Here is a 23,990-nt window from a genome sequence, read left to right on the forward strand (position 1 = left end):
GTTGATTCAGCATCAGATTAGGGCTTTATTAAAGTGTTTTCAGTAAGGTAGGTTCTTGAAAGTTCGGATAAATAGGGCTATCCGAATTGATCAGAATTTGGCTTGGCTAAAACAGTTCCCAGAGCCAGTAAACTGCTAGCATGGCATACTCACCAGAAATTAGAGAGGCGGCTAAACGCCTCTACTTACGGCGCTATACGCCGGATGAAATTCGCGAAGACTTAGACCTGCCGAATGCCCGAATCATTTATCACTGGGCGGACAAATACGGCTGGCGCGATCTGTTGCGCGAAGAAGAAGTGGACGAAGCGATCGCTCGTCGTATTGTGATGCTTACTGACTTATCCGAAAAGTCGCCCGGTCAGCTTAAAGAATTAGACATGCTGATTGAAAAGCATGTGAAGCTGAAAAAGCAACGGCTGCATGGCGGCAAAGACCCCAATTCATCTCGTCATGGTAAAGGGCCGAGCAGTCATCCTACTAATGAGCCCGCATGTGACGAGAGCAGCAGAGCTAAGCGAGGTGGAAAGAAGCCACGCAAAAAGAATGATATTAGCGAGATAAGCGAAGGTGACTTTGCTGAGTTAATGGATACTTTGTTTGCTTACCAGCTCACTATGTTGGCAAATAAGCATCAGCGAATACGCAATATTCTTAAATCTCGCCAAATAGGCGCCACCTACTATTTCGCTATTGAAGCACTGCAAGATGCGGTGTTAACTGGCGATAATCAGATTTTCCTTTCTGCTTCACGAGCGCAAGCCGAAGTGTTCCGGAGTTACATTGTTCAGGTCGCCAAAGAGTTCTTAGGACTAAACCTAACAGGTAATCCGATAATTCTAAGCAATGGGGCAGAGCTGCGCTTTCTTTCCAATAACAGCAAAACTGCACAGAGTTATCATGGCCATGTTTATATCGACGAATATTTCTGGATACCGAAATTCGACGAGCTCAACAAGTTGGCTTCAGCCATGGCAACACATAAAAAATGGCGAAAAACCTATTTCTCAACACCTTCGAGTAAAACCCATCAAGCCTATGCGTTCTGGACCGGTGATAAATGGCGTGAAGGCAAAGAGAGCCGCAAGTCTATTGAGTTCCCTACCTTTGACGAATATCGAGACAAGGGGAGAGTCTGCCCTGATAGGCAGTGGCGCTATGTGGTCACTATTGAGGATGCTGCTAATGGTGGTTGTGAGCTGTTCGATATTGAAGAGTTGCGTGATGAATACAGCGCCAGCGACTTTGCCAACCTGTTTATGTGTGTGTTTGTTGATGGTAACGCTTCGGTGTTCTCCTTCAGTAAACTTGAAAAGGCTATGGTTGATGCCAGTAAATGGCGTGACTTCAAGCCCAACCAAGGGCGCCCTTATGGTAGCAATGAGGTATGGCTTGGGTATGACCCTAGTCGAACCCGCGATAACGCCTGTTTAGTGGTCATAGCACCGCCAGCTACCGCCGTTGAGTGCTTCAGAGTACTAGAGAAACACTATTGGAAAGGGCTTAACTTTCAACATCATGTGGCAGAAATTAATAAGATATTTGAGCGCTATAACGTGACCTATTTAGGCGTTGATACGACAGGTATTGGTGCTGGGGTATGGGATTTAGTGAAAGCACAGCACCCTCGTGAAGCGAAAGCTATCCATTATTCAAACCAGAACAAGGAGCTTCTTGTGCTGAAGATGATCAACATTATTGATTCAAACCGTCTGCAGTTTGATGCGGTGCATAAAGACATTGCTATGGCTTTCATGGCCATCAAGCGAGTAAGCACCCAAAGTGGCAACAGGATGACCTTTAAAGCTGAGCGAAGTGCAACCACTGGTCATGCCGATGCCTTTTGGGCAATTGCCCACGCTGTGGTCAATGAGCCGCTAGATACCACCAATCAACGTAAATCAACTTGGGCGACTGCTGCATGATAGACACGGAAACGGCTGTAAACAATGAACAGCAAATTAACAATGACGAAGCTCGACAGCCTGTCAGTTGCTATTCGATCGATAGCAGCTTTGAAACAGTAGATAGCAACAGCTGGATGACTGAGTATACCGAGCTATTTTATAACGATTCCGATGACTATTGGGAGCCGCCAATCAACCCGGAAGGGCTTGCTCAGTTAGCGGGTGCCAATGCATATCATGGCAGTTTGTTGATCGCTAGAAGCAACCATGTTGCTGGTCGATTTCAAGGAGGGGGCGGTTTAAGGCTGTCGCAGTTTCAGCGTTTTTGTCGAGATTACACTCAATTTGGGCATGCTGGATTGTTGAAATTACGTGATAGGCTAGGGCGAGTGATTGGGCTGTTTCCGTTACCCTCAATGTACTTACGTAAGCGTAAGAATGGTAGCTTTTGGCTGTTAGAACGCGATGAGAAGAAACGCCCTTATCGTGAGCAAGATGTCATTTGGTTGACGCAATATGATCCCAAACAGCAGGTATATGGTTTGCCAGATTACTTATGCGGCCTACAAAGCAGCTTACTGAACAAAGATGCGACCTTGTTCCGCCGACGTTATTACCTTAATGGAGCGCACATGGGCTTCATTTTCTATGCGACCGATCCCAACCTGAGCAAAGAAGATGAGGATATGTTGAAAGAAAAAATCGCCAGCTCGAAAGGGGTTGGTAACTTCCGAAGCATGTTTGTGAATATTCCGAACGGCCACGAAAAGGGTATCCAGCTTATTCCTGTTGGTGATATTGCAACTAAAGATGAGTTTGAACGGGTGAAGAACATTACCGCGCAAGATATCTTAGTGTCACACCGTTACCCACCAGGTAAAAGTGGAGTGGTGCCAACCAATGCGGCTGGGTTTGGTGACATTGAGAAGACCAACCGAGAACATGCACGTGATGAGGTGATTCCCATCTGCAAAATAATGATGGATGAAATCAATGGTGATCCAGAGATAGCACTCAAGCCGGAGCTGCAAGTCACGTTTGATTTAGTATTACCTGGTGATAGCTAATCTGTATAAATATACAGTCTTAGTGATATACTCATTGGCAGGGGAGAGATATAAGGGACTGTTGCCAATGCGTATTAAATGCCAATGTGGACGACCGGCGGTAATTTCTAAGTCAGAAATTATATCTAAGGAGTCTACTGAGCTGTATTGTTCATGCACCGATGCCAGTTGTGGTCACAGCTTTGTGACAGAAGTCGCTTATAAGCACACTCTCAGTAAACAATGGTTAGGTGGCTATGCGGTAGGTGGTCGGGTGTATTGTGGTTGTGGTAGTAAAGCGATTATCACTAAAACAAACCGCCTTTCAACCAACGTTGCTGATCTCTATTGTCGTTGTACCGCCTGCGAACACCGCTTTGTGATGTCACAGGCGTTTAGCTTTTCCTTAAGCCCATCGGCAAAGACAACCGATGAACTTGCCATGGCGTTAGTTAGATCGCTTTCTCCTAGTCGACGTAATGAGCTTCGTCAGCAACTCTCCTTGTTCTAGCATCTTCTTTCACTAAGTATCTCAAGTACTCCACGACTCCTTTGTTGTCCTCCGAATGCGCTGTGTTTTCAGCTGCTCGAAAATCAATCCATTGCAATGTACGCTCTATCATTATTTTCCCTTTAATTTATGAACCAACTGAACGTTTCTGGCGTTGATAAGTGTGCGATTTGTAGATATGCGCTACTAATTTGACCGCCAAGTATCAAAATATAAGCAGTATCAATGCTAAAATGTGACTAATATCAATAAATAGTGGCTGGGTGCCATTTCTGGTATGTTTTCAATGATAATCAGGCGTTTATGAATGAGTTTTACGAATTGGTAACAAGTTATGCAGAAAGATTTTCAGTCAATTCAACCAGATAGCCTGATGGTCTATTTGAGTGTTCTAAGGCGTAAAAGGAACATGAGCCGGGAAGCACTGTCGTCGCGGTGTCAGTTTAGCTCGACAACGTTAGGCCGATGGGAGCGTGGTGAAAGTGAACCAACATTGACTCAACTTAGAGAGATAATGCGAGAGCTAAAAGTATCCAGTATGGAGCTGGCACTAGCCGATCTGCATTATCGTCCAGCAGAATCGGCAGACGTGCTTTCGGCGGTGATGCGCTTGCCACAAAATGTTCGTAAGCCAATGATTGAATTGGCGCTGGCAATTTCTGATGTATATAGACGTTAACCCTCTATTTGTTTTCCTCCTTCTGTAACAGTGCTAGCAGGTACGCTACAACTTTTTCATTTTCTTCGGGCTTAGCAGTGTTCTCAGCCGCGCGACATAGAATCCATTCAATAGCCTGTTCAGTCATGCATTTTACCTGTAATCTATACTGTATATATATACAGTATCATTTTTAGTGCAAATGTCACTTCTTTCAATAAGGGTATAACGCGACAATGCATATTCGGTTTAGACACAATTACAGCGTGGTAGAGCTGAGCGCTACTGGGATGGTGGGTAACAGTAAAATATTGACAGGAAACACCATTCCAGCGCTTTTGAAAGACGGGGAAAGTTGCTTTAAACCATACGGTGGTGATGTTGATTATCGTTTCATTGGTCAGAGCCCTAGGGTAAAGCTTATTGGTATTATTGCGTGGCAAGATGCAAGCGATGTTTGGCATGATTTACCGAGTGATCACTATTTGGTGGGTGTGTACCTGAAGAGGTGTTATCGAATACTGCTTAAGGAAGGAAAGCCCCTGATTTTTCAACTATCTTCAGTCCCTAAGAAGCAAACAGGTGAAGTGGTTGAGTTACGTCGATTCAAATGAACTAGTCTGGATAGAATGTGTAACTTTTTTAGGTGTGATTACAACTGGCAGATTCCCTTCAATCTGTTCTACCCCGTAGAGAGTTCCAAAATCGGTAATTTGTGTACCATGCTCTTAGCCATTTGACTATTTTTCAGTCAGTAAAGTAAAGTAGAAGCGTGTTTGAATGCCATATGAGTAGGATTAGAAAGTGGGTAGCGAAGATATGTCACTGAAAAAAAATGAATCATGCTGGTCGCTATTATTAAAGATCGTTATCATTGTGACACTCATTGTTCTCGTCATAATGTTTATTTTTATCCTCCGAAGTGACTACACTCCAAGAAGTGATGTAGAGGGCATGAATTTTCTTTTTGATGTAGTTTTAAAGGCCCCCTTGACCTTTCTATCTGTGTCACTGCCAATTGTGGTAGTGATAACAGTTATGATAAGGATGCTTCAAACCGAAAGACAAATCCAACTTACGATGATCCAAAATACAACAACTAACTTCTTTATGCATCGTAGAGAGTTTTATGATTTTTGTGACAAGCTTGAGTTAGAATACTGTTTTAAAATAGATAGCCAAAAAGCGTATGCCGCTATTTTTCCAGATAATAACCCACAAGAGTGCGTTTCACTAACAGGGAAAAAATTAGTCTTTGATGAAATAGACCAAGAATTACATACTCTACCAGATAGACTAAAGGCTACTTTTCCTAACTACAGTGGCCTTAAAGATAAAGCTAACCGTTCAGAACTGTTACAATATATACAGCAGGCACTTGGTATGATCAACTATAGTGCAGAAAAACTTGGAATCACCGTTCCCTACGACAGTGCCTTTAGAGTAGAGATCAAGGAGTTTGAAAAAGTCGGGAATACCATTCATATACCTGTTCCAATACCATCACTTCAAGAATATTTACAAATGGTACAGAGAATTGAAATTGATTTGGCGAAATTTGCTCATATAAAACTGCATACAACGCCCGTTGATGTATTAGCTATGCCAGGTATAAGTGACTTATCGCCGGTTAACACTCGGTTTGAACAAGGTGTTATGTTAACCAGCTACCCTCCAATTATATACTTCCCTCTCATTCAACATCAGAATACCCATATAAGTGAAATAGAGGGTAAAGATCTGATAATTAGCGCTAAAGGTGCATCACTACGGATACCAAAGAGTATGTTCTATGAGGTATGAGTGACATGCTCTCTATACCCTAATTTTATAGTCATAATTTAAAATCCTCATACTAACGGCCAGTCGTCATCCGCATAAAACAGAGATGGTTTAAGATCTGGCTGGGGTTGAACTTCCTGCTTTGATGGAGATAAAGTTGGCTCATCCCACCAATCGAAGTCATCTCTTATTGGCTCTGTATGCAAGCTGACTAACTCATAAGGTGCGTTAGGACTATCTGGTGTTTTCATCGAGCGTAATTGGTAGCTATCGACTTTATCGATCTTGATTATTTTGCCGCTCGCTAACAGCTCGGCGTTGTAGTCAGTGGCAAACACAGCCCCAATTACTTGGGTAATAGTGTTCTTAATCGATTCAATAACTTTTCGAGGGTACCCCGTACAGTTATTGACAGGACTCCGAGAGGAGCCAAAGGCTCCATTAACAGTCGCTTCGCTCCCTGAAGGACTCGCTTCAGCGCTTGTGTTATCAGTTGATTTCTTTTGGATAGTCCAGACTTTGGTGCGTGTTTTTATGGTCTCTTCTGGTGTTGAGAACCCTGAAATTTTTCGCACGTCCTCCCCATGAGGTGATGCAAAGGGTAAAACCTCATACGAGTTGACGATCAGCAAGTCCTCACGCTTAACAAATGGTCCGCCTTGACCCATGATGTACCCTTGCCAATTACCTTCGTCAGCGGCTATTAAAGTCTCTTTTATACTCGGTTGATCAGTCTTTATTCTGGATTGAAAGCTGGCGCCAATTACTTTTACAAGCTCTTCATTGCTGATCAGCTTACTCGGCTTAATGGGTCCAACAAGCTCACGTTGTAGCATCGAGTAGATCGTCAAAAGGTCACTACGCTGTTGCCTAAAGAGGTATTCCATAAAGGCTTTTTTGTTTTGGTTGGCAAAACGTCGAAGTTCTCGGTAGGTTGTGACTGGTGCTCCACCGAAAAACTGGAACTGTCGGATACTCCAACGGCTCTTCCAAGCGGTGACATTTTTAGCCATATCTTTAACGGCTTTCCCGGTTTCATCCGAAACTTCGTCATCCATCGCATAGCCGTCAATGTTCTTTGATATATATTTTGCAATGTAACCGGTTGCGGTCCCTTTCTCTGGGTCTATTTCTCCCACATCACACCGTGGGGTATGGTCAAAAATACCTCGTTTATCAATCAGCTCGTGCTTGTCCTCCTGTGTTGCGTAGTCAACAAATACTTTTGTAATTGCATCCTTATCCTCTGGTTTAACCCAGATCAGCAAATGCCAATGTGGCGTCCCATCGTGATGAGGCTCTGCAACCCGCAAGCCAAACCAACGTAGCTGGTCACGTCCAAGCTTGGCACGAACTCGTTTCCAAACGTTATTCAAGTAAGCTTGTGTATCTCGTGGGCTTGCTCCACTCCAGTGACTAATGAAGCCGCCTTTTTTATATGAGTTGTGGTACTTTGAAGGTGCAGTGAGAGTTAAAAACAAACCTTGCAAACCAAGCTCATTGCCGATGTCCTCACAACCACGACAGCGGACCATGAGTTCATGGCGCCTAATCGCTGGATTAGACACGCTTTTCAAGACCATCGCTTCCAGTTCGGTGGTCTCTCCCGTTTCCTCGTCCAATAGCTCAGATTGTTGAATAAACTTCCAGTTGCTGGTTTGTTGTTCACGATGTTCTCGAATACAGTCCCATGAAGCATATGGTGAAGCTTTTGATGAAACTTGCCCCATAGCAATAGCAAGGTGCTCACGCATGATCTTGCGAATTTTAGTGAGGCGTCGATACCACCAGTCTTCAGCCAGCATTCTTGACATATCGCTGAGTGCTGTCAGGTCAGTTTGATTCTTCTGCTTACGCGGTGGAGCGATACCAAACTGGCGAATAAACTCAGCGAGTTCCTCATAACCAACTACTTCAGGAGGAGCATCGTCTAAGTTTTCTTCTCTCGTGATACGTTCCACAATGAGGTTGAATTTTGTGTTAGTAATTTGACTGAGTTTGAATGCCATCTCTTTGACTTCAGATAGTTCTAGTTCAGCGAGTAGGCGGCTTTTTATTGGCTTTCTGTTGCGCTCTGCATGCTCAAAGTCAAACTGCATCTGTGCTTTTGTCTCGAAGCCACTTTGCTCAGTGTCGTTATATTCCTCACTGAGCAAAGCAACCTTTTGGGTTGTTGGTAACTTTTTGTATATCCGTACAACAATCAAGGCGCGTTCTGCGGCTGGCCCCATTCTTTCGCGAAGAAAGAGGTTGGCTTGTTTCCGCCCTTTTTTATTAAATACCGAGATGTAACGTGTGACGAAATACTTGGTTAGGTAGTCTGGTAGGTCTTTGATTTTGTCTCGTGCCCATTCAAAGTCATCTGGATTGGCTTCAAATAGCTTTCGCTCAAGAACACTAAGATCATCGGGTTCAATCACTGTGGTGTATCGACGTGCCCCAAAGCAGCCCTCGATAATCTTTGTTAAAGGGGCTTGCCATGGGTAATGGTATTGGTCTATTTCAGTTGGTTCCAACAATTGTTTCAATGTAACCACCTCAAAACTACTGTTCTGCTAGGGGGCTCAGCATCTGTTTCATACATCCCCCATGTTTTGGGTAGTGATTAGCATATAACCGCCTTTTCCATACCCCTTGCTAATAATGCCTTTCTCAATAGGAGGGATAATGCTGCAATCCAAGGCGAGACAAGCTTGATTTACGGCATCAGTCATTAACTCAAAATCACCTATCAAAACACTGGCAACCTCTTGGGTATCCTGATGGCGAACAATTCCGCCATCAGGACATAACATGATCGCTGCGTATTCCATCTAGCCCCCTTAGTTATCTATCGTTGATAGGCAGTACTGCTCAAACTGAAAAAGGGCTTCGTCATCAAAGTGCCCAAGGTCTCTTAACCCAAGCATTTCAACAAAGAGGCGACGATTCTTTCTGTCTAGTTGTGACCAATGATGGAGCTGTGGCGCCATTTCTTTGTTTTGGCGGTACCAGCTCACGTAGGAATGAGCAAAAAATACTCGAGCACGATCACCCTGCATTGCTTCTTGGATATCGCCCAAGACTCGTTCTTGTTGGCGGTGGGTTTCTATTGGGGTTAGTTTTGCGGCAATAGCATCAAGCTGGATGACCATTTTTTCCTGCTCATCTGCGTTACTCGAATTAAAACGTGCGGCTATCTCTTCCAAAGAAGTATTAAATAGGTACTCATAGATATTGCTCATGCCTGACCCCCTGCTGAAATTTCAGCAGCCTCACGGGCTTCAATGACTAACTCTGTCACTAGGCTTTCAACGTATAAAAGTTGCTCAAGAGCATTCTGACATCTGAGAAAAACTTGTTCTGACAAAAGCTCCAGGTGATATTGACAGTTATAGTTGGTTGAAGCGGGCCTGACTGTGATACGAATTGAGTTTAAATGGCCACTGAAATCAACAAACACATGAATCACATCTGTATTTGCCATGGCCAAGCTGGTTATTGCGTTTACCACATCGAACACATCAGTATTGATTTGATCACCATTTAGTAGCTTTTGCTTTTGTGCCAGAGACTCAGCGGGTAGGTAATCCGGTCTAAAAGAGCCCGCGCGGTTTTCTAGTGTTTGGTCGATTAGGTCTCTTGCCTGGCTAAGTTTTTGGAATGTATTCATCTTCCACGCTCCTATGTTTAGATGAAAAAAAGCCCCCTTTTACAGGGGCAAAGGTTAGTTGTGGCTCAAGAAAAACTGGATGGGTTTAGGCGGCTTAACGGGCCTATGCTATTTTCAAAGCGCTTAACGATGGTGTTTATTTCTTTAACTCCACGACCAATGGCTAGTGCTTCCTCGTCAGTAAAACTATCGAAGGCCATGTCACAGTGCTCCCTTTTCAGACCAGAGCAGAACACCACCATACGACGTTGCTTTTCGCTAAGGCTGGCATAGGCAAGGCGAATCCGGTTACGGGTGTATTCACTTGTGAACATTCCTTTCATGGCTGCGATGCTCTTTTCTGCAGGGCAAGCTGGTGAGCGATTTGCCGCTTGTTCAGCTGCCTGTTGAACTTCTTGTCGGTTACGTGGTTGGCTGCGCAACAATGGGTGAATGCTAGCCGGTTTAGTTTGGAGCTGTGGTGCTGTATTTGGCATGGTTGACTCCTATTGATTGACGCTTGCCCACTCATTAGCTGCTTTGGTGTACTGCTCATCGATATACGCAGCGAGATCTTCAATTTTGACGAATAGTGGCGCTTTCTGGCTGTCGCGCAGTCTGAAAGTTGGTACTGGAAAGGTGCAGTTCCTTGCTTTCTCAGCTGCAGTCTTCGGTGTTAGCCCGAAATACTCTTGTGCAACTTCCGATAACGGAATGGTGGGTTTTCCGTACATGGCGAGTAACGCGAATTGAGTTTGCATAGCGTCTCCTTACGACAATCCCGGTATTGGCATGCCGGAAATAACAAAATCTGAAGCAAATCCAAGTAACGGTGAGGTGCTGCCTGTGCGGTTTTCTAGCTCATTAACGATCAGGACTAAGTTAGCCAGTGCACTTTGGGCTGTTCTCATTACTTGGTTTCGTCTGCTGCGAGGTAAGCGGATGGTGTTGTTCAACTCCAAAGCTTCTTTCGCTAAGTCACCAGAGAAAGCGGCATTGACAAGCGCTCGCTCCGCTAGTGAACGGGATTCATTTTTCAAATCAATTGGTGCAGCAACCATATTGAGGTTGTGTAAAACACTTTGAGTGAGGCTGTAGTCACCACTTTTCTCTGTGATCACCATGAGGTCGGTGACGGTGAGTTGGTGTGGCTGCGATGGGTTGAGTTTGTTGCGCAGCATAGTTCCCGTGATTGCAGATTGCTTTGCAAGTTGCTCGACATTGTGGCGATTTGCAAAAGCGACACATGCCTCATCCAAAATACTTTGTTTGCGTTCGCGTAGTTCGCACATGGCTGATTTCTCGGTTATGACAGATACTCAAAAGCGAAGTTTGGGTGTGCAATAGCAAGAATGACGATGATGGTGCCTCGTAACGGGCTTTTGTATTTCTTGCTAGGACTGCCCTGCTTAACCCCGTGTAGTGGTGTGTAATTTACTGCTGGCACGGGGTTTGCCTTTGTTTTGGGTAAAGAGCGAAGGTGCATTAGGATTGCTCCGCTAGTTGCATGTTTAACTTCACTAAGTTGATCAGCACCTTTCGAGAGCCTTCTTCGTTTGGAAGGGTGGGGATATCGCCTGACTTAATTCGGCGGCGAATTGTCCCAATGCTCAATCCTGTTTGTCTATTGAGTTCCTCAATAGTGCAGAAAGGTGCGCTGGGTGCTATTTGAATGCTTTGCATACGTGGTATCCTTGTAAGTTGACTTATTTGAGCACTGCTGCTCACTTATGAGCACAATTGAAAGCCATTCCTCTTTTGAGATCATGATATGACGCATTTGAGGCTTATTTCAAGTTTTGGTGCTTCATTTGATCTCTTGGTGGTGGTTTTCATTATGTTTCATTCTTCTTTTGAGATCCTTGTCGACTTTGAGTTTGGTTTTGTTTTTTGAAGAGGTAGATTTAGATGGGTAGATTGAAGGCGATGATTCCACCTTATGACTATTTGAAAGGTGAAGAACTAGTAGATAGGTTGAAAGACATATCTGGAGTGAAACAAGATCTGCAGTTGGCAGATATATACGGTGTCCCTAGAGGGACTATAGGTACTTGGAAGCAAAGAGACCTTACCCCTTATGAGCTGATTATCCGTGCATGCCTTGCACATGGTGTTTCACTGAGGGCTCTAGCTTTAGGTGATGGTCCTGTCGTTGTGCAAGAAGAAACTACAATGCAAGCGCCACCAATGAACATAATGAAATTAGTTGACGGTGTAAAAGAGGCTATTGGACACACCAACATTGATGCATGGACGTTAGAACGTTACGGATTGAAAGCAGACAGTACCGAGGTGATTGATGATGAAGGTGCATTAGTCTTCATTAATACTGAGAACACAAGCCCATTTTCTGGTGAGTACCTTATTGATATTGATGGTCGCCTGTCTTTGAATAAAATTCAGCGACTACCAGGCGGTAAATTGTCCATTTACTTTGATGATGTTCCGACGGTCATTGACGAGTCAGATGTAAAGGTTGTCGGTAAGGTTGCAGCGTCTTTCTCGGCAAGATAAGTGGCAAATTTCCATATATCTTGCGCTGAAGCGGATTTTTTTAATTGGTTATTGAAACATAGCTTCTTAACTTAGGGGCAGTAGGGACTAGGGAAGAAGGAGAGTGATGGCAAAATAGGGATAGTAATGTGTCGAAAGATATATCGATAAAACCTTGCAAAAAATGCAAGGAGCCCGTTCAAAAGGCAATAGATAAGTGCCCCAAGTGTGGAGAGATCTATCCTGCTGGAATAGGGCTTAAGCGTGGCGTGAAGATGACAGTTGGATTTATAATTTTCGTAGGCGTCATTGGCTCTTATTTTGACAGTAAAGAAGATGAGCGTTCTACTGTTATTAGTTCAAGCTCACAAGGGGAATTTAGTAAAAGTGTAGTTACCGCTCAGGGTGATAAATGGTATCAGGGCAACAATCTTCAAGGTGAGTCTGCACTAGTTTGGCAAAAAGCTTCTTATGAAGATAAACTAGCGACCAGTGCATCAATTATTTATTCGGCATGGCAACATGACATGCTTAGTCCTAATTTCTCTAGTAGCATTTCATCAATAGATTCATTGCGACCTCTTTCTGAGCATTTACTTAATAATTTAGACGCAGCTTTTGAGTCTGAGGATGATCTGGCGTTGAATTCTCAAATATTTTCGAACCAAAGAGTATTAGATACAGCGGTTATATTGCTCTCTATGGATGGAATACTAGTTAGCAAATAAGGAGTAGCATTGTGAAATGCTTTTCTAGATTTTTAGCGATAATTATATTTTTTCTTTCATTACCTGTTGCTGCATTTCAAAAAACGGACTGTGAATATGCATTTGATGTGTTTTTAAAAACTTTACCGTTGCTAGAGCAAGCCGTAGATAAGTATGGCAATAAGGTTGACTATCAAGATTTTGCCCAGTGGAGGGTGTTTACAGAACAAGTAGAGCGTTCCAAGTTGGATGAGGAATTCAGATCTAGGCAATACCCTTTTGATGAAGCGAATTTTCCAATTTTTAATAGCATGTATTTTGGATATTTTGTTCAATCATCTCTATTGTTCGAAAGTCTGTATTCCGTTCTTCGTCATGGCGATGCTTTCAAAGAGTCTGTCTCTTTGCAGTGGGGACAAATGCGAGAGGTTGGTCAGTATTTTGCTGAGAACTGTCCAGAGCAAGCTGCAAGGAAATAGAGGTGTGTACACTCCGTTGAATCATCAATAATTATATTTGGCCTCCGAATATTCGTAGCTATTTGCTATGAACATTCGGAGCTAGCAGCTGTGAATGTTCGATGATAGATAGGGTATGACAAAGGAAAGCTAGGCGTTATCCCTATGTAGTTTATGTGGGTATAACTGAGTGTAGATAGTCCACAAAATGTTTAGATTTCTATGACCAGTGACCTGTGCTACCTCTTCAATGCTGTAGCCTTTTTCAAACAGGCGACTAGCACCTTCTCGACGTAGGTCGTGATATCTCAGATCATTAATACCCAGCTCATTTCTAACACGCTGAAAACCTGTGGTTACTGACCTTGGGTTATATGGAAAGATACGTTCACCTATTTTCGGTTGCTTGATAGCAATATCGAACGACTCTCCCAGTAATGGCACTATCATATGGTTACCATCTTTCTTACGAGGGTCTTTGCGATCACGGACTAGTATGGTTTTGTGGTCTACATTGAGATCTTCCCATTTCAGAGCACACACTTCGCCAATTCTCATACAGGTGAGTATCGAGAAATCTAGAATGTCGAGATAGGGAATACGAGTCGGGCCATTTGGCCGGTACGCCTCGCGTTTTTTCAGTCCTTCTCGGAGCTTTTCCAGTTCACCTTCAGTTGGGCGCCTAGTCCTCTTTTGGCTTTTGCCGATAAGTTTCATATCGATCAGTACTGGGACTGCCTCTTCAAACACGGCATAATTGCAGTTTATGTTGAATGCAGCCTTGGCTTTTTTCATTACTGTTCGGAGGTAGGCGATATCATGGTAGATAGTGGCAGGGCCGGCACCACTTGAGTGACGATGTTTGCAATGCTCGATGAGGTCGGTCGCCTTGAGTTGGTCAGTTTGCACCTTTGCAATCTCGCAGTCTCGCAGCATTTTGATGACGAATTGTTTGGTACGACCCGTGTTATTCCATAGGTGCGCCTCGTTAATGTATGAATCTAACAGTTTCCCAATAGACGTAGGTTTCTGACTATTAACACCATTTTCTTCTATTTCGGTAACCTGCTTCTTCGCCCATGCAGTCGCGAGCGGCTTTTTCCTGAAAGTCTTGGCAAATCGGTGTACAATCTCACCATATTTTTTGACCGTAATAGTTGCTTTGTAGCGTGATTCGCCACTTGCCAGTGTGCGTTTCTGAATACTGTAAGATGCCATCGCTTTCCCTCCGAGGCGTACCGTGCACCTCAAATTGAGGCGTACATAAGGCGTACTATATACCGCAAAACCATACGATATGAAGCAAAACTAAGCAATATATTGAATCACGTAAACTCCTTATGACACTAGATAAATCAACGAATACCAGTAATTACCCAATGCAGCGTTTGAGCGTTGCGCCCATGCTCGATTGGACTGACCGTCACTGCCGTTACTTTCATCGCCAGCTCTCTTCACAGACGCTACTCTACACAGAGATGGTGACAACAGGGGCGATTATCCACGGTAAGGGTGATTTTCTTGCGTACAATCAAGAAGAGCATCCTATTGCTTTGCAACTGGGTGGCTCAAACCCTCAAGATCTTGCTCACTGTGCCAAACTGGCTCAAGAGCGTGGCTATGATGAGGTCAACCTCAATGTCGGTTGCCCATCAGATCGCGTGCAAAATGGTCGCTTTGGCGCTTGCTTGATGGCCGAGCCACTGTTGGTGGCGGACTGTGTGGCAGCTATGCGTGACGTGGTGGATATTCCAGTTACTGTCAAGACACGTATTGGTATTGATGAGCAAGACTCTTACGAGTTTCTGACCGATTTTGTCAGCACATTGGCAGCGAAAGGCGGTTGTGAGCAATTTACTATTCATGCGCGCAAAGCCTGGCTAAGTGGCCTTAGCCCAAAAGAAAACCGTGAGATCCCACCACTTGATTATCAGCGCGCTTATCAAATAAAGAAAGATTTCCCTGAGCTTTCGATTGCTGTGAATGGTGGGATTAAGACGCTTGAAGAGACCCTAGAGCACCTTGCTCATCTTGATGGCGTGATGATTGGCCGAGAGGCTTACCAAAACCCATACCTTTTGGCACAAGTCGATCAGCAAGTGTTTGGTCTCAATACACCGGTGAAAAAACGCAAGCAAGTGGTTGAAGAGATGCTACCTTACATTGAGCAACAACTGGCAAAGGGCGCCTATTTAGGTCATATTACTCGTCATATGTTGGGACTTTTCCACAATATGCCGGGGGCCCGTCAATGGCGTCGTCACATCAGTGAAAATGCCCACAAACCAGGAGCAGGCATTGAGGTGGTAACGACCGCTATGAGCAAGATTCCAGCCGACTTAGATGTTTAGGCAACAGACAGGATAAAAAGAAAGATGAAAACAATCCAAACAGTGTGTCGTGGTTTATTGAGCCTCAGCCTTGTGCTCTCGCCCGCTGCTTTTGCCCAACAAGACTCAGTGTTCAAATTGGGCCTTGATTACTGGTGGGGGCAAACTGAGGTTAATGAAGTTCGTCGTGATAAAAACAATGCGCCTTCTTTTTATCTGGCCTACGAGCACTCGACACCTTACCTACCTAATGTGGGCTTCCGCTATACCACAGTCGATGCTGACTTTATGGCCTTCGACAAGTCAGACTTCATGTTTTACTATCACTTGTTGTCACGCGATGTGTTGAATTTTGATGCTGGTGTCACGGTCACAAATTATACCAACACCAAGTATGTGAATGCTGTTGACCCATCGCTAAATACTGATTTTGATACCACGACGTGGAATTTGTTTGCCCGAGCAGAGATCGCTATCCCAAACAGCAATTTCGACATCATTGGTGCGATGGAGTTTAGTGACCGCCGTAACCTAAAAACAACCGACCTCGAAGCCGGCGTCCAGTACAACATCGCTCTAGAACAGAAACGTAATATAGCACTGCGCGCGGGCTACCGTGTTATTGACTTAGAATCGAATGACTTCAAGATTTCAGGAAGTGATTTTGGTAAAGAATTCATCTTCGTCAATGGTTGGTTCCTTGGCGCAGAATACCAGTTCTAACCTAACCCCTAGACGACATAAAAAGCGCCACCTCCACAAGGTGGCGCTATTTTTAGGTGCGGTAAGCAGCTAACATGTTGCGCGCACCAATCTCCTCGAACCCCGTAGGGCTTTGCCCGTCCTCGCACCTCGCCCCCTTTCATTTGTACCTCGCACCTGTGCTTTTTATTCGCTCATTCGCCAAATATGCACCATGCTTAAAGAGATGTTTATCAGAGAGAGCGGTGTGATATGACAATTTCGGAACTTAGAGCACTGTATCGTGACGATCAATTGGTTGAAGCGATCATTGAGCCGTCGATTCAGGAAGGCTCATGGGTGGTGGAGTTTCGTCATCGCAGAGGTGGCTTGGTGCTGCTAACGGATGCGCATGGCGAGGAGTGCCTGTATCAAGACATTGACCTTGCTTCTAAGTCAGCAATGGCGGTTGGCTTTCAGCAGGTGCGAGTCGAAGATATCCCTAATTATTAACCAAATATCTTCACAACCATCCAAAAGGTTATAAAACATTCACTTCTATTCTTTCTTGTTATTTACCAGAGTGGTTAATCTAAATGTCACGTAATGATTAGGGATATCGTGACAATGTCCAAAGGAAACTCTCAACAACAAGAAGCGCCGATGATAACGGCACCTCTCAATGACCAGCAGCTCGGGCAGCTGCAGCAAACGGTCTCAGAACTTTCTTCACAGCAGCTTGCATGGGTGAGTGGCTATTTTTGGGGTTTGGCGCAAGCTCCATCCTCTGCCGCCAGTGTGCCGATTACTCAAGCGGCCACAGCTGTTGCCAGCCAACCCGCGGGTAAGCTCACCATTATTTTTGCTTCTCAAACCGGCAATGCTAAAGGGGTAGCAGAAGCTCTTGAAAGCGAGGCCAAGGTGCTGGGTATTGAGGCACAGTTGTTTGATGCCTCTGACTACAAGGGTAAACAACTCGCCAAAGAGACGCATGTGATCATCGTGGCATCGACTAACGGTGAGGGTGAAGCACCAGATAACGCTATCGAACTGCATGAATTCTTACAGTCGAAGAAGGCCCCTAAACTACCAAACTTAAAGTATGGGGTGATCGGTCTTGGCGACTCTAGCTACGAATTTTTCTGTCAGACAGGTAAGGATTTTGATGCCTTCTTATCTAAGCTAGGTGCAAGCGCATTCCTAGAGCGTGTTGATTGTGATGTCGACTATGAGTCGGCAGCGACAGAATGGCGCTCCAAAGCACTGGAAGTCGTGAAACAAGATCTTGCTTCTGCGACGGAAGCCGAAGTTGTTCAGCTTCCCGTAGGTCAGGCGGCAGTGCAGCCTTCTGCCTATAACAAGCAAAATCCTTATACCGCAACATTACTCACTAGCCAAAAGATCACGGGGCGAGACTCGGGCAAGGATGTTCGCCACATCGAGATCGACCTCGACGGGTCGGGCATGACCTACCAACCTGGCGATGCGTTGGGGGTATGGTTTGAAAATAGCTCTGAGTTAGTCAATCAAATCCTTGAGCGTACCGGGCTATCCGGCGTGGAAAGCGTAGATGTTGAGGGTGAGAGCCTATCGCTGCATAGCGCGTTAGTGAGTAAATACGAGATCACCGCAGCCAACCCGCAGTTGGTCACCAAGTTTGCAGAGCTTTCAGGTAGTAAAAAGCTGCTCAAACTGGTCGAGGACAAGAATAAGCTGCGTGAGTATGCCACGAGTACTCAAGTCGTGGATGTGCTAGGCGAGAAAAAGACCAAGCTAACAGCCGAGGAGTTGGTCGGTTTACTGCGCCGGTTAACACCACGCCTTTATTCGATCGCATCCAGCCAAAGCGAGGTTGAGGACGAAGTGCACCTAACCGTCGGTGTGGTTGAATACGCCAAGGGTGAGCAAGTACGTCAAGGCGCGGCCTCCAGCTACCTTGCCCATCGTCTGGAAGAGGGCGGTGAGGTTAAGGTGTTTATCGAACACAACAACAACTTCAAGCTGCCTCAAGATGACAATACCCCAATTATCATGATTGGCCCAGGCACTGGTATAGCGCCATTCCGTAGCTTTGTTCAAGAGCGCGATAACCGTGGGGCACAGGGTAAAAACTGGTTGTTCTTTGGCGATCGCACTTTTACCCAGGATTTCTTGTACCAAGTCGAGTGGCGGAAGTACCTCAAAAATGGCTTGGTTTCTCAGCTCGATGTCGCGTTCAGTCGTGACCAAGCGGAAAAGGTCTATGTTCAGCACCGAATCCTTGAACAAGCAGAGCAAGTTTGGCAATGGATCCAGCAAGGTGCGTATATCTACGTCTGTGGTGATGCTAACCGTATGGCAAAAGATGTGCACGAGGCACTAATAGAGGTAGGACAACAACAGGGGCAGCTCAGTCGCGCTCAGGCCGAAGAGTTCATCAATACACTACGTAAAGAAAAACGTTATCAGAGGGATGTTTACTAATGAGTCAGCAACAAGAAGTTTTAGGTCAAGTCTTAGGACCGCTCTCTGATAACGAGCGCCTAAAGAGCGAGAGCAACTTTTTACGTGGAACGATTGAGAACGATTTAGCTGATAAGATCACGGGTGGCTTTTCGGCGGACAACTTCCAGCTTATCCGTTTCCACGGTATGTACCAGCAAGATGATCGTGATATTCGTAATGAGCGCACCAAGCAAAAGTTAGAGCCTCTGCATAACGTTATGTTGCGTGCGAGAATGCCTGGTGGGGTGATCACACCAAAGCAATGGCTGGCCATTGATGAGTTCGCTACTGACCATACCCTGTATGGCAGTATTCGTCTGACTACACGCCAGACCTTTCAGTTTCATGGTGTCCTTAAGCCTAATATCAAGCTGATGCACCAAACGCTAAATAGCATTGGCATTGACTCGATTGCTACTGCTGGAGATGTAAACCGTAATGTGTTGTGTACCTCTAACCCGGTTGAGTCTCAGCTGCATCAAGAAGCCTATCAATGGGCAACTAAGATCAGTGAGCACTTATTGCCGAAGACCCGCGCTTACGCAGAGATTTGGCTAGATGGTGAGAAGCTAGAGACCACAGACGAAGAGCCCATTCTTGGCTCTACCTATTTACCACGTAAATTTAAGACCACAGTCGTGATCCCACCACTGAATGATGTGGATGTGCACGCTAATGACCTTAACTTTGTCGCGATAGCCGAAGAGGGTAAATTGATTGGATTTAATGTGCTGGTGGGTGGTGGCCTTGCCATGACCCATGGCGATACGTCGACCTACCCAAGAAAAGCTGACGATTTTGGTTTTGTCGCGCTCGACAAAACGCTTGAGGTTGCTGCCGCAGTGGTGACAACTCAGCGGGATTGGGGCAACCGTTCTAATCGTAAAAATGCCAAGACTAAGTACACCTTAGATCGCGTTGGTATCGATGTGTTTAAAGCTGAGGTGGAAAAACGCGCTGGTATCCAGTTTGAATCAAGTCGCCCTTATGAGTTTACTGAGCGAGGCGACAGAATAGGTTGGGTAGAAGGGATTGATGGTAAGCATCACTTAACCCTGTTTATTGAGAATGGTCGCCTATTGGATTATCCAGGCAAGCCGCTCAAGTCTGGTGTGGCTGAAATTGCAAAAATCCACAAAGGGGATCTGCGCATGACGGCCAACCAAAACTTGGTCATCGCGGGTGTGGCGAAGAGTAATAAAGCCAAAATAGAGAAGATTGCGATTGAGCATGGCTTGATGGATGAGACGGTCAGTGAGCAGCGCAAGAACTCGATGGCTTGTGTGGCTTTTCCAACCTGTCCGCTGGCGATGGCCGAAGCCGAACGATTTTTGCCGGACTTTGTTACTCAAATTGAAGAGATATTGGCGAGTCACGGACTCGACGAAAAAGACAATATCATTTTACGAGTCACGGGATGCCCTAATGGCTGTGGCCGAGCGATGTTGGCAGAAATTGGTTTAGTGGGTAAGGCCCCAGGGCGTTACAACCTGCACCTAGGCGGTAATCGTGCGGGCACCCGAGTACCGAAGATGTATAAAGAGAACATTACCGATAAACAAATTCTACAAGAGATTGATTCGCTGGTGGCGCGTTGGGCGGTTGAACGTCAAACCGGTGAGGCATTTGGTGACTTCGTGATTCGTGTTGGGATCATTGAAGAAGTCATCGTATCAAAGAGGGACTTCCATGCTTGATTCTGTCACTTCACCTTTGAAGTTAGCAGAACTGCTCTCATTGACTAAGACGGAGCAAATACTCCGTCTTGCTGAAATCAATGCTGAGTTAGAGAAGCTAACCGCCGAGCAAAGAGTTGAGTGGGCCGTGAGTTATCTACCAGGTACTCATGTGGTCTCCTCAAGTTTCGGCATCCAAGCCGCGTTGATGCTTCATTTACTGACTCAGGTGAAACCGGATATACCAGTGATCTTAACGGATACTGGATACCTGTTCTCTGAAACCTATAACTTCATTGATCAGCTGAGCGAAAGGCTGACTCTAAACCTCAAGGTGTACCGTTCGGCGCAAAGTGCCAACTGGCAAGAAGCGCGCTACGGTAAATTGTGGGAACAAGGTATAGAGGGAATAGAGAAGTACAATAAGTTAAATAAGGTTGAGCCGATGCGACGTGCGCTCGCAGACTTAGAGACGCAGACTTGGTTTTCTGGATTAAGAAGAGAGCAAGCCAAGTCGCGAGCGCATCTTCCAATCTTGTCGATTCAAAATGGCGTATTTAAGTTCTTGCCAGTTATTGATTGGAGCAATAAAGATGTTCATCAGTATTTAGAAGCCAATCAACTGCCTTATCACCCGCTTTGGGAGAAAGGCTATCTCTCCGTCGGTGATACTCATACGACTAAGAAGTGGGAGCCGGGCATGTCAGAGGAAGAAACGCGTTTCTTTGGTTTAAAACGTGAGTGTGGTCTGCATGAAGATGATGGAGAGCAGTACGGCTCAGGTATTTAATCGACAGATTCATTGTCGACAAAGATAAAAAGGCTGCTTTTAAGCAGCCTTTTTTGATGTCTTTAAGTGCGATTGTGGATAAGTTTGTGGATTTCACGTTTATATATGTGGGGTAAACTTGAATAAATAAAGCTTTGAATGAGAAATGCCCTTATAACCATTGTTTTTGCAATTTTATGAAAAAACCACTTGCCAAAGTGAGCGCGATCTCTATAATGCCACCTCGTCGACAGGGCAAGGGCTCACAAGGGTTCACAAGCCAGTCAGACAGGTCATAAAGACTAGCGAAATGAGCAATCGGATTTACTTTTTAAAAGTAAAGAAAATTGAAAAAAGTGTTTGACACTGACAATTATCTCGCTAAAATGGCCGCCTCTTCCGAAGTGATTCAGGTCACAAAAGAAGATAGCTCTTTAAAAATATAAACCTATCAATCTGTGTGGGCACTCGTTGATGATAATCCACTTTTGGTTTTCACTTTTTTATAAAAAGTAAAATCAAAAACTGATTCCTCGGAATCAACTGACTATCAATGAACTGAGTGACCAATTCAAGTTGGGAAGCAGCCTTGAGCTGTTTTGTTTTACTCCTTTATTTAAATAGAGAGGAAAAGTGAAAACCAATAAGAGCACAGTCAATTCAAACATTACTATGTAATGTTCAGTATTCATTGAGTCACAAAATCTTAAATTGAAGAGTTTGATCATGGCTCAGATTGAACGCTGGCGGCAGGCCTAACACATGCAAGTCGAGCGGCAGCGACAGTCACAATCCTTCGGGTGCGTTTCTGGGCGGCGAGCGGCGGACGGGTGAGTAATGCCTGGGAATATGCCTTGATGTGGGGGATAACTATTGGAAACGATAGCTAATACCGCATAATGCCCTTGTTTATAATGAACAGGAGCCAAAGAGGGGGACCTTTTAGGCCTCTCGCGTCAAGATTAGCCCAGGTGGGATTAGCTAGTTGGTGAGGTAATGGCTCACCAAGGCAACGATCCCTAGCTGGTCTGAGAGGATGATCAGCCACACTGGAACTGAGACACGGTCCAGACTCCTACGGGAGGCAGCAGTGGGGAATATTGCACAATGGGCGCAAGCCTGATGCAGCCATGCCGCGTGTGTGAAGAAGGCCTTCGGGTTGTAAAGCACTTTCAGTCGTGAGGAAGGTAGTGTAGTTAATAGCTGCATTATTTGACGTTAGCGACAGAAGAAGCACCGGCTAACTCCGTGCCAGCAGCCGCGGTAATACGGAGGGTGCGAGCGTTAATCGGAATTACTGGGCGTAAAGCGCATGCAGGTGGATAGTTAAGTCAGATGTGAAAGCCCGGGGCTCAACCTCGGAACAGCATTTGAAACTGGCTATCTAGAGTACTGTAGAGGGGGGTAGAATTTCAGGTGTAGCGGTGAAATGCGTAGAGATCTGAAGGAATACCGGTGGCGAAGGCGGCCCCCTGGACAGATACTGACACTCAGATGCGAAAGCGTGGGGAGCAAACAGGATTAGATACCCTGGTAGTCCACGCCGTAAACGATGTCTACTTGGAGGTTGTGGCCTTGAGCCGTGGCTTTCGGAGCTAACGCGTTAAGTAGACCGCCTGGGGAGTACGGTCGCAAGATTAAAACTCAAATGAATTGACGGGGGCCCGCACAAGCGGTGGAGCATGTGGTTTAATTCGATGCAACGCGAAGAACCTTACCTACTCTTGACATCCTCAGAAGAGACTGGAGACAGTCTTGTGCCTTCGGGAACTGAGAGACAGGTGCTGCATGGCTGTCGTCAGCTCGTGTTGTGAAATGTTGGGTTAAGTCCCGCAACGAGCGCAACCCTTATCCTTGTTTGCCAGCGAGTAATGTCGGGAACTCCAGGGAGACTGCCGGTGATAAACCGGAGGAAGGTGGGGACGACGTCAAGTCATCATGGCCCTTACGAGTAGGGCTACACACGTGCTACAATGGCGCATACAGAGGGCAGCCAACTTGCGAGAGTGAGCGAATCCCAAAAAGTGCGTCGTAGTCCGGATTGGAGTCTGCAACTCGACTCCATGAAGTCGGAATCGCTAGTAATCGTAGATCAGAATGCTACGGTGAATACGTTCCCGGGCCTTGTACACACCGCCCGTCACACCATGGGAGTGGGCTGCAAAAGAAGTGGGTAGTTTAACCTTCGGGAGGACGCTCACCACTTTGTGGTTCATGACTGGGGTGAAGTCGTAACAAGGTAGCCCTAGGGGAACCTGGGGCTGGATCACCTCCTTATACGATGATTATTGCGATGAGTGTTCACACAGATTGATGGTTTATAGAATTGAAGAGATGATGTCGGGTCTGTAGCTCAGGTGGTTAGAGCGTTCGCCTGATAAGCGAGAGGTCGGTGGTTCAAGTCCACTCAGACCCACCAATTTCCTCCCAAGAAATTGGCAAAGACATCAACCTATTGATGGGGCTATAGCTCAGCTGGGAGAGCGCCTGCCTTGCACGCAGGAGGTCAGCAGTTCGATCCTGCTTAGCTCCACCATCTTTAAGCACATTTCTTTCAAATAGAAAGTCTTGAGTGTTCTTAAAAATGGTTTTCGATAGAAAATCTGCTCTTTAACAATTTGGAAAGCTGACGAATAACAACAATCCCCTTATCTTTTAGATAAGCGTTGTTATTCAAATAAAAGTTCTCAAATCCTATATCGAACCTTTTTATTAAGGGAACATATAGGTACCAACACACATTCAAGTGTTCTTGGAAGTAGCGAAAGCTACTTAATATTTGAGTCCGGCAAAATCGAGTCTGCATCATGTATAAAAATTGCAGACAACTTTGGTTGTTTGATTAAACAATCTCTAG

General features: G+C 45.3%; 25 protein-coding genes, 2 tRNA genes, 1 rRNA gene and 1 pseudogene. 19 read left to right on the forward strand and 10 right to left on the reverse strand.

The annotated features are described in order from the left end of the window. Nucleotides 1–140 precede the first annotated feature (140 nt). From ACZ5R2_RS04075 to ACZ5R2_RS04105, 7 genes and pseudogenes are all read left to right on the forward strand, one after another. On the forward strand, nt 141–1,925 hold the full coding sequence (locus tag ACZ5R2_RS04075) for a terminase large subunit domain-containing protein (RefSeq protein WP_464901139.1): 1,785 nt from the start codon (nt 141–143) through the stop codon (nt 1,923–1,925). Continuing rightward, nucleotides 1,922–2,974 carry a phage portal protein gene (locus ACZ5R2_RS04080; protein ID WP_464901140.1) on the forward strand — a complete coding sequence of 351 codons (1,053 nt, stop codon included), beginning with the start codon at nt 1,922–1,924 and terminating at the stop codon, nt 2,972–2,974. The genes ACZ5R2_RS04075 and ACZ5R2_RS04080 overlap by 4 nt, the downstream gene beginning before the upstream one ends. 67 nt (nt 2,975–3,041) lie before the next feature. Beyond that, nucleotides 3,042–3,176 (forward strand): annotated as a pseudogene (locus ACZ5R2_RS04085) (ogr/Delta-like zinc finger family protein); the annotation flags it as partial. A gap of 51 nt (nt 3,177–3,227) precedes the next feature. Then, nucleotides 3,228–3,464, forward strand: coding sequence for an ogr/Delta-like zinc finger family protein (locus tag ACZ5R2_RS04090; RefSeq protein WP_464902304.1), 237 nt, complete (start codon nt 3,228–3,230; stop codon nt 3,462–3,464). 334 nt (nt 3,465–3,798) lie between these two features. Further along, complete coding sequence (locus ACZ5R2_RS04095; protein WP_464901141.1) at nt 3,799–4,143, forward strand: helix-turn-helix domain-containing protein; 345 nt, start codon at nt 3,799–3,801, stop codon at nt 4,141–4,143. A 215-nt stretch (nt 4,144–4,358) separates the two neighbouring features. Then, a complete protein-coding gene (locus tag ACZ5R2_RS04100; protein ID WP_464901142.1) occupies nt 4,359–4,736 on the forward strand; it encodes a hypothetical protein in 378 nt (125 codons plus the stop codon). A 190-nt stretch (nt 4,737–4,926) separates the two neighbouring features. Then, on the forward strand, nt 4,927–5,925 hold the full coding sequence (locus tag ACZ5R2_RS04105; protein WP_464901143.1) for a hypothetical protein: 999 nt from the start codon (nt 4,927–4,929) through the stop codon (nt 5,923–5,925). 47 nt (nt 5,926–5,972) lie between these two features. Here ACZ5R2_RS04105 and ACZ5R2_RS04110 read toward each other — a convergent pair whose 3' ends face one another. The 9 genes from ACZ5R2_RS04110 to ACZ5R2_RS04150 form a co-directional block, all read right to left on the reverse strand. Next, the gene (locus ACZ5R2_RS04110) at nt 5,973–8,432 is read right to left on the reverse strand and encodes a replication endonuclease (protein WP_464901144.1); all 2,460 of its coding nucleotides are present in this window, start codon (nt 8,430–8,432) and stop codon (nt 5,973–5,975) included. Nucleotides 8,433–8,480: 48 nt separating this feature from the next. Further along, nucleotides 8,481–8,717: a hypothetical protein gene (locus tag ACZ5R2_RS04115; RefSeq protein WP_464901145.1), complete on the reverse strand. Its 237-nt coding sequence runs from the start codon at nt 8,715–8,717 to the stop codon at nt 8,481–8,483. A 9-nt stretch (nt 8,718–8,726) separates the two neighbouring features. Next, nucleotides 8,727–9,128, reverse strand: a complete 402-nt coding sequence (locus tag ACZ5R2_RS04120) for a hypothetical protein (protein WP_464901146.1) — start codon at nt 9,126–9,128, stop codon at nt 8,727–8,729. Next, entirely contained in the window at nt 9,125–9,556 is a 432-nt protein-coding gene (locus ACZ5R2_RS04125; protein ID WP_464901147.1) for a hypothetical protein, read from the reverse strand. Before ACZ5R2_RS04125 ends, ACZ5R2_RS04120 begins: the two co-directional genes overlap by 4 nt. A gap of 65 nt (nt 9,557–9,621) precedes the next feature. Further along, nucleotides 9,622–10,032: a hypothetical protein gene (locus ACZ5R2_RS04130; protein ID WP_464901148.1), complete on the reverse strand. Its 411-nt coding sequence runs from the start codon at nt 10,030–10,032 to the stop codon at nt 9,622–9,624. A 9-nt stretch (nt 10,033–10,041) separates the two neighbouring features. Next, complete coding sequence (locus ACZ5R2_RS04135; RefSeq protein WP_464901149.1) at nt 10,042–10,296, reverse strand: pyocin activator PrtN family protein; 255 nt, start codon at nt 10,294–10,296, stop codon at nt 10,042–10,044. A 9-nt stretch (nt 10,297–10,305) separates the two neighbouring features. Further along, nucleotides 10,306–10,827: a phage regulatory CII family protein gene (locus ACZ5R2_RS04140; protein ID WP_464901150.1), complete on the reverse strand. Its 522-nt coding sequence runs from the start codon at nt 10,825–10,827 to the stop codon at nt 10,306–10,308. Between the two features lie 14 nt (nt 10,828–10,841). After that, nucleotides 10,842–10,982, reverse strand: coding sequence for a hypothetical protein (locus ACZ5R2_RS04145; RefSeq protein ID WP_464901151.1), 141 nt, complete (start codon nt 10,980–10,982; stop codon nt 10,842–10,844). 38 nt (nt 10,983–11,020) lie between these two features. After that, on the reverse strand, nt 11,021–11,218 hold the full coding sequence (locus ACZ5R2_RS04150) for a Rha family transcriptional regulator (protein ID WP_464901152.1): 198 nt from the start codon (nt 11,216–11,218) through the stop codon (nt 11,021–11,023). 225 nt (nt 11,219–11,443) lie between these two features. Here ACZ5R2_RS04150 and ACZ5R2_RS04155 point away from each other — a divergent pair, with 225 nt between their 5' ends. The 3 genes from ACZ5R2_RS04155 (at nt 11,444) to ACZ5R2_RS04165 (ending at nt 13,214) form a co-directional block, all read left to right on the forward strand. After that, nucleotides 11,444–12,049, forward strand: a complete 606-nt coding sequence (locus tag ACZ5R2_RS04155; RefSeq protein WP_464901153.1) for a phage repressor protein CI — start codon at nt 11,444–11,446, stop codon at nt 12,047–12,049. Nucleotides 12,050–12,177: 128 nt separating this feature from the next. Continuing rightward, nucleotides 12,178–12,756, forward strand: coding sequence for a hypothetical protein (locus ACZ5R2_RS04160; RefSeq protein ID WP_464901154.1), 579 nt, complete (start codon nt 12,178–12,180; stop codon nt 12,754–12,756). Between the two features lie 11 nt (nt 12,757–12,767). Further along, on the forward strand, nt 12,768–13,214 hold the full coding sequence (locus ACZ5R2_RS04165; protein WP_464901155.1) for a hypothetical protein: 447 nt from the start codon (nt 12,768–12,770) through the stop codon (nt 13,212–13,214). 129 nt (nt 13,215–13,343) lie between these two features. Here ACZ5R2_RS04165 and ACZ5R2_RS04170 read toward each other — a convergent pair whose 3' ends face one another. Continuing rightward, nucleotides 13,344–14,411, reverse strand: coding sequence for a tyrosine-type recombinase/integrase (locus tag ACZ5R2_RS04170; RefSeq protein WP_464901156.1), 1,068 nt, complete (start codon nt 14,409–14,411; stop codon nt 13,344–13,346). Between the two features lie 122 nt (nt 14,412–14,533). On the opposite strand from ACZ5R2_RS04170, the gene dusA reads away from it, so the two are divergent. From dusA to ACZ5R2_RS04215, 9 genes are all read left to right on the forward strand, one after another. After that, nucleotides 14,534–15,544 carry a tRNA dihydrouridine(20/20a) synthase DusA gene (gene dusA, locus ACZ5R2_RS04175; RefSeq protein WP_464901157.1) on the forward strand — a complete coding sequence of 337 codons (1,011 nt, stop codon included), beginning with the start codon at nt 14,534–14,536 and terminating at the stop codon, nt 15,542–15,544. A 24-nt stretch (nt 15,545–15,568) separates the two neighbouring features. Next, nucleotides 15,569–16,246, forward strand: coding sequence for a TIGR04219 family outer membrane beta-barrel protein (locus ACZ5R2_RS04180; protein ID WP_464901158.1), 678 nt, complete (start codon nt 15,569–15,571; stop codon nt 16,244–16,246). Between the two features lie 231 nt (nt 16,247–16,477). After that, entirely contained in the window at nt 16,478–16,717 is a 240-nt protein-coding gene (locus tag ACZ5R2_RS04185) for a hypothetical protein (RefSeq protein WP_464901159.1), read from the forward strand. Between the two features lie 93 nt (nt 16,718–16,810). Further along, entirely contained in the window at nt 16,811–18,667 is a 1,857-nt protein-coding gene (locus tag ACZ5R2_RS04190) for an assimilatory sulfite reductase (NADPH) flavoprotein subunit (protein WP_464901160.1), read from the forward strand. Beyond that, nucleotides 18,667–20,385 carry an assimilatory sulfite reductase (NADPH) hemoprotein subunit gene (cysI, locus tag ACZ5R2_RS04195; protein ID WP_464901161.1) on the forward strand — a complete coding sequence of 573 codons (1,719 nt, stop codon included), beginning with the start codon at nt 18,667–18,669 and terminating at the stop codon, nt 20,383–20,385. Before ACZ5R2_RS04190 ends, cysI begins: the two co-directional genes overlap by 1 nt. Beyond that, a complete protein-coding gene (locus ACZ5R2_RS04200) occupies nt 20,378–21,154 on the forward strand; it encodes a phosphoadenylyl-sulfate reductase (protein WP_464901162.1) in 777 nt (258 codons plus the stop codon). Before cysI ends, ACZ5R2_RS04200 begins: the two co-directional genes overlap by 8 nt. Nucleotides 21,155–21,841: 687 nt before the next feature. Then, nucleotides 21,842–23,410 (forward strand): 16S ribosomal RNA (locus ACZ5R2_RS04205). Between the two features lie 65 nt (nt 23,411–23,475). Next, a tRNA-Ile gene (locus ACZ5R2_RS04210) sits at nt 23,476–23,552 on the forward strand. 41 nt (nt 23,553–23,593) lie between these two features. Next, nucleotides 23,594–23,669, forward strand: a tRNA-Ala gene (locus tag ACZ5R2_RS04215). Nucleotides 23,670–23,990: the final 321 nt, after the last annotated feature.

The sequence above is a fragment of the Vibrio sabulosilitoris genome (genome assembly GCF_055391395.1).

Excerpts from the sequence above, each read along its gene's own strand:
- ACZ5R2_RS04185 (WP_464901159.1), top strand. The coding sequence starts at position 16,478 with ATGACAATTTCGGAACTTAGAGCACTGTATCGTGACGATCAATTGGTT.
- ACZ5R2_RS04115 (WP_464901145.1), bottom strand. The coding sequence starts at position 8,717 with ATGGAATACGCAGCGATCATGTTATGTCCTGATGGCGGAATTGTTCGC.
- ACZ5R2_RS04125 (WP_464901147.1), bottom strand. The coding sequence starts at position 9,556 with ATGAATACATTCCAAAAACTTAGCCAGGCAAGAGACCTAATCGACCAA.
- ACZ5R2_RS04150 (WP_464901152.1), bottom strand. The coding sequence starts at position 11,218 with ATGCAAAGCATTCAAATAGCACCCAGCGCACCTTTCTGCACTATTGAG.
- ACZ5R2_RS04155 (WP_464901153.1), top strand. The coding sequence starts at position 11,444 with ATGGGTAGATTGAAGGCGATGATTCCACCTTATGACTATTTGAAAGGT.
- ACZ5R2_RS04140 (WP_464901150.1), bottom strand. The coding sequence starts at position 10,827 with ATGTGCGAACTACGCGAACGCAAACAAAGTATTTTGGATGAGGCATGT.
- ACZ5R2_RS04135 (WP_464901149.1), bottom strand. The coding sequence starts at position 10,296 with ATGCAAACTCAATTCGCGTTACTCGCCATGTACGGAAAACCCACCATT.
- ACZ5R2_RS04100 (WP_464901142.1), top strand. The coding sequence starts at position 4,359 with ATGCATATTCGGTTTAGACACAATTACAGCGTGGTAGAGCTGAGCGCT.
- ACZ5R2_RS04180 (WP_464901158.1), top strand. The coding sequence starts at position 15,569 with ATGAAAACAATCCAAACAGTGTGTCGTGGTTTATTGAGCCTCAGCCTT.
- ACZ5R2_RS04200 (WP_464901162.1), top strand. The coding sequence starts at position 20,378 with ATGCTTGATTCTGTCACTTCACCTTTGAAGTTAGCAGAACTGCTCTCA.
- dusA (WP_464901157.1), top strand. The coding sequence starts at position 14,534 with ATGACACTAGATAAATCAACGAATACCAGTAATTACCCAATGCAGCGT.
- ACZ5R2_RS04190 (WP_464901160.1), top strand. The coding sequence starts at position 16,811 with ATGATTAGGGATATCGTGACAATGTCCAAAGGAAACTCTCAACAACAA.
- ACZ5R2_RS04095 (WP_464901141.1), top strand. The coding sequence starts at position 3,799 with ATGCAGAAAGATTTTCAGTCAATTCAACCAGATAGCCTGATGGTCTAT.
- ACZ5R2_RS04080 (WP_464901140.1), top strand. The coding sequence starts at position 1,922 with ATGATAGACACGGAAACGGCTGTAAACAATGAACAGCAAATTAACAAT.
- ACZ5R2_RS04130 (WP_464901148.1), bottom strand. The coding sequence starts at position 10,032 with ATGCCAAATACAGCACCACAGCTCCAAACTAAACCGGCTAGCATTCAC.
- ACZ5R2_RS04120 (WP_464901146.1), bottom strand. The coding sequence starts at position 9,128 with ATGAGCAATATCTATGAGTACCTATTTAATACTTCTTTGGAAGAGATA.
- ACZ5R2_RS04075 (WP_464901139.1), top strand. The coding sequence starts at position 141 with ATGGCATACTCACCAGAAATTAGAGAGGCGGCTAAACGCCTCTACTTA.
- cysI (WP_464901161.1), top strand. The coding sequence starts at position 18,667 with ATGAGTCAGCAACAAGAAGTTTTAGGTCAAGTCTTAGGACCGCTCTCT.
- ACZ5R2_RS04170 (WP_464901156.1), bottom strand. The coding sequence starts at position 14,411 with ATGGCATCTTACAGTATTCAGAAACGCACACTGGCAAGTGGCGAATCA.